Annotated in this window: 13 protein-coding genes; 7 read left to right on the top strand and 6 right to left on the bottom strand. The window is 66.1% G+C overall.

Annotated features, from left to right (window positions below; genetic code table 11):
- Positions 1-50 precede the first annotated feature (50 nt).
- Together AACH00_RS19750 and AACH00_RS19745 are read right to left on the bottom strand one after the other, a co-directional pair.
- The gene (locus AACH00_RS19750; protein ID WP_341400897.1) at positions 51-611 is read right to left on the bottom strand and encodes a TRAP transporter small permease; all 561 of its coding nucleotides are present in this window, start codon (positions 609-611) and stop codon (positions 51-53) included.
- Between the two features lie 168 nt (positions 612-779).
- Positions 780-1520 (bottom strand): TetR/AcrR family transcriptional regulator, encoded by a 741-nt coding sequence (locus AACH00_RS19745; RefSeq protein WP_341400896.1) that lies wholly within the window; start codon positions 1518-1520, stop codon positions 780-782.
- Between the two features lie 116 nt (positions 1521-1636).
- On the opposite strand from AACH00_RS19745, the gene AACH00_RS19740 reads away from it, so the two are divergent.
- Both AACH00_RS19740 and AACH00_RS19735 read left to right on the top strand, forming a co-directional pair.
- Positions 1637-2833: an acyltransferase family protein gene (locus AACH00_RS19740; RefSeq protein WP_341400895.1), complete on the top strand. Its 1197-nt coding sequence runs from the start codon at positions 1637-1639 to the stop codon at positions 2831-2833.
- Between the two features lie 18 nt (positions 2834-2851).
- Positions 2852-3376: a gamma carbonic anhydrase family protein gene (locus AACH00_RS19735; protein ID WP_341400894.1), complete on the top strand. Its 525-nt coding sequence runs from the start codon at positions 2852-2854 to the stop codon at positions 3374-3376.
- A 30-nt stretch (positions 3377-3406) separates the two neighbouring features.
- Here the strand turns inward: AACH00_RS19735 and AACH00_RS19730 are convergent, their stop codons facing one another.
- Positions 3407-4000 carry a lysophospholipid acyltransferase family protein gene (locus tag AACH00_RS19730; RefSeq protein WP_341400893.1) on the bottom strand — a complete coding sequence of 198 codons (594 nt, stop codon included), beginning with the start codon at positions 3998-4000 and terminating at the stop codon, positions 3407-3409.
- A 231-nt stretch (positions 4001-4231) separates the two neighbouring features.
- On the opposite strand from AACH00_RS19730, the gene hppD reads away from it, so the two are divergent.
- From hppD to fahA, 3 genes are read left to right on the top strand one after another with little or no spacing between them, the layout of a single operon-like run.
- The gene (hppD, locus tag AACH00_RS19725; RefSeq protein ID WP_341400892.1) at positions 4232-5308 is read left to right on the top strand and encodes a 4-hydroxyphenylpyruvate dioxygenase; all 1077 of its coding nucleotides are present in this window, start codon (positions 4232-4234) and stop codon (positions 5306-5308) included.
- A gap of 11 nt (positions 5309-5319) precedes the next feature.
- Complete coding sequence (locus AACH00_RS19720; protein ID WP_341400891.1) at positions 5320-5871, top strand: VOC family protein; 552 nt, start codon at positions 5320-5322, stop codon at positions 5869-5871.
- Complete coding sequence (fahA, locus tag AACH00_RS19715) at positions 5871-7187, top strand: fumarylacetoacetase (protein WP_341400890.1); 1317 nt, start codon at positions 5871-5873, stop codon at positions 7185-7187. Before AACH00_RS19720 ends, fahA begins: the two co-directional genes overlap by 1 nt.
- Positions 7188-7217: 30 nt before the next feature.
- Here fahA and AACH00_RS19710 read toward each other — a convergent pair whose 3' ends face one another.
- Positions 7218-9131: a sensor domain-containing diguanylate cyclase gene (locus AACH00_RS19710; protein WP_341400889.1), complete on the bottom strand. Its 1914-nt coding sequence runs from the start codon at positions 9129-9131 to the stop codon at positions 7218-7220.
- A 77-nt stretch (positions 9132-9208) separates the two neighbouring features.
- On the bottom strand, positions 9209-10783 hold the full coding sequence (locus AACH00_RS19705; protein ID WP_341400888.1) for an esterase/lipase family protein: 1575 nt from the start codon (positions 10781-10783) through the stop codon (positions 9209-9211).
- Between the two features lie 297 nt (positions 10784-11080).
- Here AACH00_RS19705 and AACH00_RS19700 point away from each other — a divergent pair, with 297 nt between their 5' ends.
- The gene (locus AACH00_RS19700; RefSeq protein WP_341400887.1) at positions 11081-12016 is read left to right on the top strand and encodes an esterase/lipase family protein; all 936 of its coding nucleotides are present in this window, start codon (positions 11081-11083) and stop codon (positions 12014-12016) included.
- Between the two features lie 14 nt (positions 12017-12030).
- Positions 12031-13029 carry a lipase secretion chaperone gene (locus AACH00_RS19695; RefSeq protein ID WP_341400886.1) on the top strand — a complete coding sequence of 333 codons (999 nt, stop codon included), beginning with the start codon at positions 12031-12033 and terminating at the stop codon, positions 13027-13029.
- 15 nt (positions 13030-13044) lie between these two features.
- Here AACH00_RS19695 and AACH00_RS19690 read toward each other — a convergent pair.
- The coding region (locus AACH00_RS19690) for an ABC transporter ATP-binding protein (RefSeq protein WP_341400885.1) at positions 13045-13665 on the bottom strand (621 nt) is incomplete at its 5' end.

The raw sequence follows: 13665 nt of genomic DNA, 5'->3' as shown, positions 1-13665 counted from the left end.
GGAAAATGAATACGGTCATGCGGTTGTCTCCGGCAGGGGCGCGGGGAAGGTCAGTGCTTCTTGAAGGTCTGGCTCTGGTTCAGGTGCAGCTCATCGATCTGCGCCAGGTCTTCCGACTCTTTCACCAGCAGCAACTCGTCGTCGCGGCGCTGGCCAGTCACCGTGCGCCACAGGTCGAGGGCGATCATCAGGCCCGAGGAAATCGCGAAAACGACGCCAGCTGCATAGAAGACCGAGACCGGCGCGCCGGTGACGGGCGCCTCCACATCGGCATTGATCTGGGCCTGCTGCCAGCTGCCACTCAGCAACAGCCAGGTCACCCACAGCATCAACACCTGAGCCAGCACGAGGCACAGACGTTGCCCGACGGGGCCGAGGCGCGACACCAGCATGTCCGAGCCCAGGTGGCCGTGCTCATGCACAGCGATGGCGCCGCCCAGGAAAGTCAACCAGACGAAGAGCCAGCGGGCCACCTCTTCCGACACGGTGATGCCGGAGTTGAAGGCGTAGCGCATCACCACGTTGCCGAACACGAGCAGCACCATGGTGGCCAGCATGATCACCAGCAACCACTCCAGAACGCGGCAATAGCCGTCGAGGATTTTTGTCATAGATCGTCTCCTTGCAGGGCGGCCAGGGGTCGGTGAAGACCGCGTTGACCCGTACGGCGGACAGGCGTCTGCCGTGCACGGATCGAATAATGTACGAACTGGTTAGTTTTATCCTCGGTAAAAACCCTTGAGGCCGCTTGACCGGCTCGTCAGTTCACCGAAGGAGGCTCAGGCGCGCAGGAAGCGCACCACCATATCCACCACGCTGGCGCGGCGCGCTGCCACCGCCTCGGGCGTGTCGAGCGTGCGCTTGAAGATGGCGCCGAAGGTGTGCCGGTTGGCCACGTTGAAGAAGCTCAGGGCCGAGATCGACATGTGCAGGTCCACCGCGTCCACGTCCGGCCGGAACACACCCGCCGCCACGCCACGCTCATACACCTGCTGCACCGCGGTGATGATGGGCACGTTCAGCGCAATGATGGTGCTGGAGCGGCTGATGAACTCGCCCTTGTGCATGTTCTCGTTCATCACGAGGCGGATGAAATCGGGGTTCGCGAGCTGGTAGTCGAAGGTGAAGCCGACCAGCGTGCGCAGGGCTTCTTCAGGCGGCAGGTCTTCGAGATGCAGGGCCGCCTCGATGCGGCGGATGCGGCTGTAGGCATCCTCCAGCACCGCGATGTAGAGACCTTCCTTGCTCTCGAAGTAGTAGTAGATCATCCGCTTGCTGGTGCGGGTCAGCGCGGCGATCTCGTCGATGCGCGCACCCGCCAGCCCCTTGGCCGCGAACTCCGACGTGGCCACGGCGAGGATGTCGGCCATGGTGCGTTCGGGGTCGTTGGTGCGCCCCGGCTCAGCCTCTTGATCGGGCACTGGTGCCTTTGGCGGGCGGCCGCGGCGCGCGGGCACCTTCACGGCGGCCGGGGCGATCTGGGCAGCCGCTTTGCCGGCCTTTTGTACTGGTTCGTTCATTGCGAGCGCAAGCATACGGCAGGAAGGCGCCGCATGAACGCTGCGCTGCTTGGCGTAGCGTTCAAACACCGTTGGCGCAACTTGGCCACAGCCCGCAACACGCACAATGCCGGCCCATGGAAAGTTCAAACGTCGCCGCCACTTCAACGCGCCTGCCTGGCCTCGACACCCTGCGCGCGCTGGCCATCCTGCTGGTCTTCGCGTACCACTATCAAGGCTTCGTCAGCGGCGAGGCGACGTTCGGCCTGGCCAGCGAACTCGGATGGACCGGGGTGGATCTGTTCTTCGTGCTCAGCGGTTACCTGATCGGCCACCAGCTGCTGCGCACCGCTGCCAGCCCGTCGGGGCTGTCATTGCCTCGCTTCTGGGCGCGCAGATTGCTGCGCACCGTACCGGCCTTCTGGGTGGTGCTGGCACTGTACCTGTTGTTTCCGGCCGTGATGGGCGGACGCGAGCCGCCACCCTGGTGGCGCTTCGTGACGTTCACGCAGAACATCCAGCTGATCCCGGGCACCGCGTTTTCACATGCGTGGTCGCTGTGCATCGAAGAGCAGTTTTATCTGGTGCTGCCGCTGCTGGTCGCCATCGGCGTTCGACAGCGTTTGCCGCGCTGGCTGGGCTGGGCGCTGATCGCGGCGGGCACGGTGGCGGCCATGGTGTGGCGCCACCACCTGTGGACGCGTTACGGCTCCATCGCGGGAGGAGAGATCGCCGGCTATTACCCGAACGTGTATTACTCCACCTTGTGCCGGGCCGATGAGTTCCTGCCGGGCCTGGCGATTGCCATGTTCCGGCACCATCAACCGCTGCTGTGGCAACGCGCACTGGCCCACGGCCAGGCGTGGCTGTTGGCGGGCGTGGTGGCCGTGGGCACCATGTTCGCCGCGCTGAGCGCGGGCTACTACACGGACGAGGTCGGCTACGGCATGGCCATGACGACCGTGGGCTACTCGCTGATGGCCTGGGCCTGGGCCGTGCTGCTGATGGCGGCACTCTGCCCGGGCAGCGCCCTGCACCGCTGGAGGGTGCCGGGCGCGGCGGCCCTGGCACTCTGGAGCTACTCGATCTACCTCACCCACAAGCCCCTGGCGCACATCGCCAACAACCTGCTGATGGCGCAAGGCGTGGACCGCACCAGCCTGATCACGGTAGCCGTGGCCAGCCTGGCCAGCCTGCTGGGGGGATGGCTGCTGCATGTCCTCGTCGAGCGCCAGGGCCTGGCCCTGCGCGACCGCTGGTGGCCCGACGCACGCCCGGGCTTTGCCGCACAAGGCGTGGCCCAGCCCGGTGATAAGCTGGGTTCCATCTCCTGAACATTGCAAACCACCCCCATGGCCATCTACCAACTGGGCGAAGACGCCCCCGACGTCGCAGACAACGCCTATGTGGCCGTCGAGGCCACGCTGATCGGCAAGGTCACGCTGGAATCGCAGTCCAGCGTGTGGGCGAATGTGGTGATCCGCGGTGACAACGAACGCATCACCGTGGGCGAGCAAAGCAACATCCAGGAAGGCTCGGTGCTGCACACCGACCACGGCTTCCCGATGCAGATCGGCCCGCGCGTGACGGTGGGGCACCAGGCCATGCTGCACGGCTGCACCATCGGCGAAGGCTCGCTGATCGGCATCCAGGCGGTGGTGCTGAACGGCGCCGTCATCGGCAAGCACTGCCTGGTGGGCGCCGGCGCCATCGTCACCGAGCGCAAGGTGTTCCCGGACCGCTCATTGATTCTGGGCGCGCCCGCCAAGGTGGTGCGCGAGCTGACCGACGAAGACGTGGCGCGGCTGGAAGCCAGTGCCATGTCTTATGCACAGCGCGCCGAGATGTTCCGCACCCAGCTGCGCCGCGTCGACTGAGGATTCAGCCGGCCGCGCTCAGTAGTTGTGTCACTCCGCCGCGTCGAACTGCGTGGCGTTCTTGCCCTTGAACTGCGCGTAGAACGCCTTGATCTGCACCATGTCGCGCTCGATGTCGCCACTGGGGTAGAACAGCGGCCCCAGGCCCACCCGCTTCTGAGCGTAGTCCATGTAGGCCATCTGGATCGGCACTTGCGCCGTCAAGGCGATGTAGTAGAAGCCGGTCTTCCAGGTTCGCACCTTGCTGCGCGTGCCTTCCGGCGGCACGATGAGCTGCACCGGGCCGTCGGCCTGCTGCAGCGCCTCGGCAGACGCCGCCACCAGGTTGTTCGAGCGCTCGCGGTTCACCGCGATGCCGCCCAGCCAGCGCATGACCGGCCCGAACGGCGGCTTGAAGATCTGCGCCTTGCCCATCCAGTACGGATGCAGGCCAAACACGAAACCCGCCATCAGCGTGTACGGCAAGTCCCAGTTGCTGGTGTGCGGCGCGGCGATCAGCACGCAACGGCTGGCTTCGGGCCTCAAGGCGCCCTCGGTCTTCCAGCCGGTGATTTTCAGGAAAGCGATGGAACCCCAGCGAAGCAGTGTGTTCACCACCGGGGTGTCAAAAACGGTGTGATGCATGGGGGCGAAGCATACCCACACCACCTGACAACCGAGGCTTAACCAGTAGCCACCTGCCTAGACAAGTCGCTTAAGATGTCACGCATGACGACAACCGTGTACCAGCTGGTCATTGGGGATCACCTCGCTCGAAGCGTGCGTGGCAAGCCCTGCGCACCGCCGGTCGCGGGCATGGACCTTCGCTGATCTCTCTCGCTTTTCCATGTCTGCAATTTGCACAGGAGCCTTGTCATGGCCGATCTGTTTGACAACCCCATGGGTCTCATGGGGTTCGAGTTCGTCGAATTCGCTTCCCCCACCCCCGGCACGCTGGAACCCATCTTCGAGATGATGGGCTTCTCGCTGGTAGCGCGTCACCGTTCCAAGAACGTGCTGCTCTACCGCCAGGGCGAGATCAACTTCATCATCAACAACGAGCCCAAGAGCTTCGCCGGCTACTTCGCCGCCGAGCACGGCCCGTCCGCCTGCGGCATGGCCTTCCGGGTGCGTGATTCCCACCAGGCCTATGCCCGCGCGCTGGAGCTGGGTGCCCAACCCATCGACATTCCCACCGGCCCGATGGAGCTGCGCCTGCCGGCCATCAAGGGCATCGGCGGTGCACCGCTCTACCTGATCGACCGGTTCGAGGAAGGCAAGTCGATCTATGACATCGACTTCGAATTCCTGCCCGGCGTTGACCGCCACCCCGTCGGCCACGGCCTGCAACTCATCGACCATCTGACGCACAACGTCTACCGCGGCCGCATGGCCTTCTGGGCGGCGTTCTACGAGCGGCTGTTCAACTTCCGCGAGATTCGCTACTTCGACATCCAGGGCGAATACACCGGCCTGACCAGCAAGGCGATGACCGCGCCTGACGGCAAGATCCGCATCCCGCTGAACGAGGAATCCAAGAAGGGCTCCGGCCAGATCGAGGAATTCCTGATGCAGTTCAACGGCGAAGGCATCCAGCACATCGCCATGTTGTGCGACGACCTGCCCGCCACCATCGACAAGCTGGCGATGGCCGGCGTGCCGCTGATGACCGCGCCGAACGACGCCTACTACGAGATGCTCGACGAGCGCCTGCCCGGCCATGGCGAAACCGTTGCTGAGCTGCAGACCCGCGGCATCCTGCTCGACGGCAGCACCGCCAACGGCAAGCCGCGCCTGCTGCTGCAGATCTTCTCGGCCACGCTGCTCGGACCGGTGTTCTTCGAGTTCATCCAGCGCAAGGGCGACGACGGTTTCGGCGAAGGCAATTTCAAGGCCTTGTTCGAATCGATCGAGCGTGACCAGGTGCGCCGTGGCGTGCTGCAAACCAGCTGAGGAGCCGGACCATGAAGATCGACCGCATCCACCATGTGGCGTACCGCTGCAAGGACGCCAAGGAAACCGTGCTCTGGTACCAGCGCACGCTGAAGATGGACTTCGTGCTGGCCATTGCCGAAGACCTGGTGCCGTCCACCAAGGCGCCTGACCCGTACATGCATGTGTTCCTCGATGCAGGCCAGGGCAATGTGCTGGCCTTCTTCGAGCTGCCCACGCAGCCGCCGATGGGCCGTGACCCGAACACGCCGGAATGGGTGCAGCACATCGCGTTCCGGGTGAAGGACCGCGCCGAGCTGCTGGCCTTCAAGTCGCACCTGGAAGCCGAAGGCATTGACGTGCTCGGCGTGACCGACCACGGCATCTTCCACTCCATCTATTTCTTCGACCCCAACGGCCACCGGCTGGAGCTCTCGTGCCCTGACCCGACCGAAGCCGAGCAGCTCAAGCAGCTCGACGCCGTGAAGTGGGCGATGCTGGAAGAGTGGAGCCAGACGAAGCGTGCACCCAAGCACGCTGCTTTCCTTCACAGCAAGGAATTTGCCGAAGAGGGCAAGGCCTGATGAGCGCCACCTACCCGATCGACCACACCCACGACCCGGCCGCGACCAGCTGGGTGAGCAGCGCCAACCAACCCGGCAGCCCCTTCCCGCTGCAGAACCTGCCGTTTGGCCGCTTCAGGCTGGCGGGCAGCGGTGGTGAATGTCATAACGGCGAATGGCGCAACGGCGACTGGCATATTGGCGTTGCCATTGGCGACCAGGTGCTGTGCCTGCGCACCGCCGGCCTGGTGGACCACGCCGACATGCACCGCCTGATGGCGCAAGCCCCGACGGCGCGGCAAGCACTGCGCCATGCGCTGTTTGACGGCCTGAAAGCCGGCTCGGCCAAGCAAGCCGCGTGGGCCGCTGCCCTGGTGCCGCAAGCCGATGTGGAAATGGGCCTGCCCTGCCCGGTGGGCGACTACACCGACTTCTACACCAGCATCCACCACGCCACCACCGTGGGCCGACAGTTCCGCCCCGAGCAGCCGCTGCTGCCGAACTACGTCTGGGTGCCCATCGGCTACCACGGGCGGGCGTCGTCGGTCATTCCGAGTGGCATGCCGGTGCGCCGGCCCAAGGGTCAGACGCGCCCGGCCGCCGGCAGCGAGCAACCCAACTTCGGGCCAAGCCGCCGCCTGGACCACGAGCTGGAACTGGCGCTGTTCATCGGCCAGGGCAATGCGCTCGGTGAGCCCATCGGCATCGACCAGGCTGAAGCCCATCTGTTCGGCGTGGCGCTGTTCAATGACTGGAGCGCCCGCGACATCCAGGGTTGGGAATACCAGCCGCTGGGCCCCTTCCTGGCCAAGAATTTCGCCAGCAGCGTGGCCCCGTGGATGGTGACGATGGAAGCGCTGGCCCCGTTCCGCCAGCCCTTCGTGCGGGACGCCGCCCTGCCCGCGCCACTGCCCTACCTGAGCAGCCCGGACACGCTGGCCCACGGCGTCATCAACATCGAGCTGGAAGTGTGGCTGCAGACGGCGCAGATGCGTGAGGCGGGCCACCCCGGTGACCGGATCAGCCAGTCGAACTACGCCGACGCCTTCTGGACGGCAGCGCAGCTGGTGACGCACCACACCGTGAACGGCTGCAACCTGCAACCCGGCGATTTGCTGGGCACGGGCACCTTGTCCGGGCCGATGCCAGAGCAGGCGGCCTCGATGCTGGAATTGAGCAACGGCGGCCAGGCGCCGATCACCCTGAGCACCGGCGAGCAGCGCAGCTTCCTGGAAGACGGCGACAGCGTCATCCTGAAGGGCTGGTGCAACCGGGCGGGTGCCGCACGCATCGGCCTGGGTGAATGCCGGGCCACGGTGCTGCCAGCGCGAGCCTGAGCTCGGCCCCGCCTCGCCGCCACTGCCAGCTCAGGGCAGCTGCGGCGCGGCGGGCACTTGATGGACGCAAGCCGGCCGCTTGACGGCGTACATCGCCTGATCGGCCGCGCGCAGCAACTCCACCGGAGTGAACTGCGTGCCCAGGAAGGGTTGGATGCCCACGCTAGCCGAACCCTGCAGCAGCAGCTCGCCGATCTGGTGAGGTTGCGCCAGGGCCAGCAAGACCTTGTCACGCACCATCTGCGCGCCCCGCAGCGCCTGGGTTTCATCGGCACCCAGGCGCTCGCACAGCACCACGAATTCGTCGCCCCCTAGCCGCGCCACCGTGTCGGCTTCACGCACCGCCGCCTGCAGTCGGCGGCTGACGGAAATCAGCATCTGGTCGCCGACCTCGTGGCCATGGGTGTCATTGACGGGCTTGAAGCGGTCGAGGTCGATGAACAGCAAGGCGCCCCACTCCGTCTGACGTTGCCCGTTCTGCTGGGCCCGCTCGAGCCGGTCCATCAGCAGGCGACGGTTGGGCAGGCGGGTCAAGGCGTCGGTGAAGGCGAGCGTGCGGATCTGCTCCTCGAGCATCTTCTGGCGGGTGATGTCCCGCGCGATCTTCGAGGCCGCTACCAGCTGCCCCTGCCCATCACGCACCGGCGAAATCGAGACCGAAATGGCCACCGTGCTGCCGTCCTTGCGCAGACGGCGGGTATCGAAGGCTTCCACACGCTCGCCGCGCTGCAAGCGCTGCAGGATGTGCGCTTCTTCATCCAGCAAGTCCGGCGGGAACAGGCGGAGCAAGGGCTGCCCGATCATCTCTTCAGCGCTCCAGCCGAAAATGGCCTCGGCGCCCGTGTTCCAGCTGAGCACACGCCCGTCCAGGCTCTTGCTGATGATCGCGTCGTGCGACGACTCCACGATGGCCTCATAGCGCCGCTGCACCGCATCAAGTTGCCGCTTCGAGGAGCGGTACAGCTGCAGCGCCGCGTACGCTGCAACGAGCAGGGTGGTCGCCGCCACCAGCAACAGGCTGGTATCGAGCAAGTTCCAGCCGCTTGGAAAATCGCTCTCCGGCAGGCCCACCAGCACCAGCAAGGGCAAGCCTGCCACCTTGCGATAGGCATTGATGCGAGGAACACCATCGACCACCGTGGTGGCCACGAATTCACCCGAGTCGGGTGAGGCCGCCAGCGCCGCACGCAACTGCGGCGAAACTTCCTTGCTGCCGACCACGCCACGGCCATTCGCAGGCCACGGGTGTCGGTAGATCATCGACAGATCCGCAGCCCGCAGCGTGGCTGCACCGCGTTCGCCAAGGTTCAGCGTGGTGAAGACAGCCGCGAAGGCATCCGTGGACAGGTCGGCACTGACCATGCCCAGAAACTCGCCCGACTCATTGCGCAAGCCCCGACTCAGGCGCAGCACCCACCGCACCTCACCATCCACGGTTTCCTGTACCGGACCGCGCACGATGAGCCCGGATTTGGGCAAGGCCCGGGCTTGCTGGAAGTCATCGCGAGCCGCGATGTTGTCGCCCTGCTCGTCTCCGATGAGCACTTCGCCGCTCACATCCGCCACGCACAGCGACAGCAAGGCCGGCATCAAGGCCCGGTAGCCCTCCAGCCCGGGCAAGGCGGCCAATTCAGGATGCTCTCGCAATGAGCGTGGCACCTGGCCGGAGGGCGTCGTCCGGGCGTCGGCGCGGGGCGGCAGGTGATAGTGCAAAGCCACGGTGCGCAGCAACACATCCGCCTGGCTGATCACGTCGACGACGTGGGCTTCCAGCAGGCGCACGATGGTCTGGGTGGCCAGGGTGGCGCGCTCACGCTGGCGGCCCCGCTCTTGCCAGATGGCGACTGCGGCCAGGGATATCAGCAGCGTCGCCAGCAATGCGACGCCCACCGCATAGGGCAGCCAATCTCTCAAACGTTTGGAAAACGGAGAAGGCCAACGCATCCAGATCCCTCGCATTGGCGCGCACTGACGGCACGCTCAAGCTGTTGACTATCTCAGAAATACCGCAGCAGCAACAGTCAGGCGGCGGCGTTCCAGTTGCAGACAATCAGCAACACCTGGCCAGACAAGCCGGGCTGTCCCATCGTGCCGAAGGGCACGCGCAAGGCCAGTCGTCCGTCCTCCTGCAGCTCGGGCACCAAGGGGGTCTCGTCTTCCTGGCCGGCAGCCATCTGCCAGCGATAACTGCAGTGCCAGGGCTGGCCGGGCGCCGAAGGCGGCACCACCCGCACGGTCAGGGCATCTCGGAACAGGAAGGCGCCCTCGAAGTGCTGGTCCGGCCAGAAGACCTTGGCCACCTTGTAGTCGGGCACCCGCACCCGCAGGTCGAACGAGCAGGTGAGCGCCTCGTCGTCGTGGCTGACCTTGGCGTACTTCGCCAGGAACACGGTTGACAGGTACACATGGCGCGGGCCGGCCTCGCCGCTGGCCAGCTGCTGATGGGTGCGGCAGGCGGGTGAGTCTTCCTCGGCCACCCGCCGGGTCAGGCTCCAGCGCTTGCCGCGGGGCGCCGCCAGCAACTCGAACTGATAGAGCGCCTCGACATCGTCTTGCCCCGCCAGCGCGGGCGGCAGGGTCACGGTGTCCACGTCCAGCCAGACATCCATGCGCACATCACCAAACAGGAAACGCGCCAGGTTTTGATAGGCCTCTTCGCTGTTCACGATGCCGAAGGGGCCGGAATGAGCGCGGTACACATAGGCGGTGGCCGCGGTGTTGGTGACGGACGCATCGGCATCCAGTCCCCACACCGACGCGTTTTCGACCTTCACCAGGCCATCGCTGCCGTGGCCGACGAACGCCCGTGACAGGCCCCGCGCGGCGTAGTAGTCACTGCGGTTGGTGCCCACCATGCAGAAGATGCGACTGCTCTTCATCACCGCCTCGGGCATGAAATCCACGCGCTTGTAGCGCTGCCAGGCGTCCTGCAGGTTCAGGTAGCTGGCCATGCGCTCCCGGCTGAAGTTGCTCAGGTCGTTCGCAGACAACCACGACGGCACGTTCACACCCGCCACCTCGATGCCGTTGTGGGGCGTGGCGTAGGTGAAGAACTTGTCCACGGCCACACGCGCCGCGTCATCGCCCAGCGCAGGGTTCTGCAGGAAACCGCGCGCCACCAAACCGCCCATCGAGTGCGCCACGAGGTAGCACCTGAAATCCGCCGGCGCCAGGCCCTCTTCGGCCACCACCAGGTCACGCACGCGCAGGATCAGGTCGCTCAAGCCACGGGCATAGGCCTCGATGGAAGAGGCCTCACCATCGCCGAACAAGGTCGAGCCCGCGTCGTAATAGCGGTAGATGACCACCGATCGCGCGGGAATGCCTTGCCGCCCGTGGCGCGGACGCCAGTCGGGGTCGGTGATGTCGACGCCGCTTTCGTACACATCGTCGTAGCCGAAATCAGACGCCAGCCGCAACAAGGGCGACTCGAACACGAACTTCCGGGGCCGGGCGTTGCGGTCCACTTCGGCGCGGTAAACGGTCGATCCGTCGTTGAAGCCGCAGAACGGATCGGCTGCGGTCTGGTTGCGCTCGTCCACGGTCATGGCGTAGCCGCGCACGTAAATGATCGGGTAGTAGGGGCTGAAAACCACAGAAGTCTCCTCTGACGAGGCACGTTATCACCGGCTGAGCGCATTTGTGACCCGCAGCCGGGCATGCGCAAGGCCCAGCCGCCCGATCCCCCACGTATGTGGAAAGTTGACCGACTTTCGACGACGAATCCAGACCGTTGCTGGCTTTTGCTGCACTGCAGCTTTGGGAAAACACTCAACCTTAAAAACGAACGTTCGTTCTTTAATGGCACACCACGCGTCGGCAGGTTGCCCGCCCCCTCCCGAAGCTGCCAGCGGCAGCGTGGATCCAACAACCATTCTCTGGAGACAAGACCCATGCGAACCTGGATTGCCAACACCGTCGTGGCCGCCTGCTACCTGCTGGGCAGCGCAGCCACCACCACGGCCCACGCGGCCGACACCTACACCCAGACCCGCTACCCCGTGGTGCTGGTTCACGGCCTGTTCGGCTTTGACGCCATCGGCCCGATCGACTACTGGTACGGGATTGCACCGGCGCTGCGGGCAGGCGGCGCCACGGTGTTCGTGTCGCAGCAATCTGCGGCCAATTCCAGCGAAGTGCGCGGCGAACAGCTGCTGGCTGAGCTGCGTCGCCTGAAGGCCACCTACGGCTACACCAAGTTCAACCTCGTGGGCCACAGCCACGGCGGCCACACCATCCGCTACGTCGCCTCGGTGGCGCCGGATCTGGTGGCATCGGCTACCTCGATGGGCTCGCCGCACAGCGGCAGCGCGGTGGCTGACGACATCGTGGCCGGACTGGACGGCACTGGCAGCACGCCGGTGGCAGCCGCCATCATCAACGCCTTCGGCACCATCATCAGCGTGCTGTCGGGCAACCCGGGCCTGCCGCAGAACTCGGAAGCTGCCGCCCGCTCGCTGACCACTGCCGGCAGCGCCGCCTTCACCAACCGCTTTCCGGCGGGCAAGCCCGCCACCACCTGCGGCCAGGGTGCGGCCAGCGTGAACAACGTGCGCTACTACTCGGCCGGCGGCACCAGCGTGCTCACCAACATCCTCGACCCGATCGACGCTGCCCTGGTGCTGACCTCGGCCAGCTTCAAGGGTGCCGCCAACGACGGCCTGGTGGGGCGCTGCGCCTCGCACTGGGGCACGGTGCTGCGTGACGACTACAGCTGGAACCACCTCGACGAGGTCAACCAGTCCTTCGGCTTGCGCGGCCTGTTCACCTCTGACCCTGTCGCGTTTTATCGCACCCATGCCAACCGCCTGAAGACGGCAGGTCTGTGAGCATGCGGGCAGGTGTGACATCGAAAGGCGCCGTGGCCACGCGTGCGGCCTGGTGCCTGGGCGCCGTGTCCTTGATCGCCGTTCTGGCGCATCTGGCGCTGCGCAACCCGGAAAGTGGCAGCTCGCCACAGGGCATCGCTACGGCCGAACCCGGAGTCACCCTGCCCGCCCCATCTGGGGCCGCGGCCGCACCGCACCCACTGGACGAGCCCACCGGCGACGCTGCCCGCGTCTCGGCCGAGCAAGCCGCCGCGCTGACGCAGCGACTGTTCACCGAAGGCTCACTGCGCCACGCCCGGCCCGACGGCAGCTGGGGCATGGGGCCGGCGGGTGAGCTGTTGCCGAGCCTGGCCTTGCGCCGCCGGTTCGACCAATGGCTGACCACGATTGGCGAGGTCAACATCGCGCAGATCAGCGCCATGCTGAAGCTGCAAGCCACCCAGGATCTGGGCACCGCCGGCGCCGAGCAGGTGATGGCCGTGTGGCAACGCTACCTGCAACTGCAACGCCACCGCTGGAAAACCAGCCTCGACGGCCGAGACATGACCGGCTGGGACGCGGCGCTGGCCGAGCGCCAGCAAGTGCGCCGCGACGTGCTGGGCATCGCCTGGGCCGAAGCGTTTTACGCCGAAGAGGAAGCCGCCCTGCGGCAACACATGACCGGCCAGCAGGCCCGCGCCGGCCTGCCCGGCCAGATGGCTGACATCAACCAGCCCGCTTTGAGCACATTGCCCGCGCTGTCACAAGCGCCTGCGCCGGGCGTCGACGCACGCCTGCTGCACCAGCAACGCACGGCGGCCTTCGGGGCCGAGGCGGCACAACGCCTGCAGGAAGAAGACGAGGCCGAGGCGACCTGGGCGCGCAAACTGGCCCAGGCCCGCACCGAGCTGGCCCGGCTGGACGCTACGCCGGAGTTGTCGCCGCTGCAGAAACAGCAGGCGATCGACGCCTGGCTGGACGGCCAGTTCCAGGGCGGCGAGCGCCTGCGCGCACGCGCCCTGCTGGGCCGCTGAGCTGGTCAGCGCGCCTTATTCGCCCAGGTAAGCCGCCCGCACCTTCGGGTCATTGAGCAGCACCTTGGCGTCACCATTCATCGTGACCTCGCCCGACTCCATCACGTAGCCGCGGTTGGCCAGCGCCAGTGCGCGGCTGGCGTTCTGCTCCACCAGCAGCACCGTCACGCCCTGGCCGTGGATGGTCTCGACCACCTCGAAGATCTTGTCGACCATGATCGGGCTCAGGCCCATGCTCGGCTCGTCGAGCAGCAGCACCTTCGGCTTGGCCATCAGCGCGCGGCCCATCGCCAGCATCTGCTGCTCGCCGCCGCTCATCGTGCCGGCCAGCTGCAGTGCCCGCTCCTTCAGCCGCGGGAAGATGCCGAACACCTTGTCGATGTCCGCCTCGATCTCGCCGTCGTTGCGCGTGTAGGCGCCCATCAGCAGGTTCTCGGTGATCGTCATGCGGGTGAACGTGCCCCGGCCTTCCGGCACCATCACCAGGCCCTGGCGCGCCAGGTCCCATGCGCCCTGACCCTTGATCGACTTGCCCAGGTATTCGATCTCGCCCTGCGCCACCGGCTGCAGGCCCGTCACCGCCTTGAGCGTCGTCGTCTTGCCCGCGCCGTTGGCTCCGATCAGGCTCACCAGCTC

This window comes from Ideonella margarita, assembly GCF_038066635.1.
Taxonomy (GTDB): domain Bacteria; phylum Pseudomonadota; class Gammaproteobacteria; order Burkholderiales; family Burkholderiaceae_C; genus Ideonella; species Ideonella margarita.
The sequence above is the reverse complement of the archived record's forward strand: the minus strand, read 5'-3'. Positions and strand labels throughout refer to the sequence as shown.

Coding starts and splice junctions, on each gene's coding strand:
- AACH00_RS19750 (WP_341400897.1), bottom strand. CDS start 611: ATGACAAAAATCCTCGACGGCTATTGCCGCGTTCTGGAGTGGTTGCTG.
- AACH00_RS19745 (WP_341400896.1), bottom strand. CDS start 1,520: ATGAACGAACCAGTACAAAAGGCCGGCAAAGCGGCTGCCCAGATCGCC.
- AACH00_RS19740 (WP_341400895.1), top strand. CDS start 1,637: ATGGAAAGTTCAAACGTCGCCGCCACTTCAACGCGCCTGCCTGGCCTC.
- AACH00_RS19735 (WP_341400894.1), top strand. CDS start 2,852: ATGGCCATCTACCAACTGGGCGAAGACGCCCCCGACGTCGCAGACAAC.
- AACH00_RS19730 (WP_341400893.1), bottom strand. CDS start 4,000: ATGCATCACACCGTTTTTGACACCCCGGTGGTGAACACACTGCTTCGC.
- hppD (WP_341400892.1), top strand. CDS start 4,232: ATGGCCGATCTGTTTGACAACCCCATGGGTCTCATGGGGTTCGAGTTC.
- AACH00_RS19720 (WP_341400891.1), top strand. CDS start 5,320: ATGAAGATCGACCGCATCCACCATGTGGCGTACCGCTGCAAGGACGCC.
- fahA (WP_341400890.1), top strand. CDS start 5,871: ATGAGCGCCACCTACCCGATCGACCACACCCACGACCCGGCCGCGACC.
- AACH00_RS19710 (WP_341400889.1), bottom strand. CDS start 9,131: ATGCGTTGGCCTTCTCCGTTTTCCAAACGTTTGAGAGATTGGCTGCCC.
- AACH00_RS19700 (WP_341400887.1), top strand. CDS start 11,081: ATGCGAACCTGGATTGCCAACACCGTCGTGGCCGCCTGCTACCTGCTG.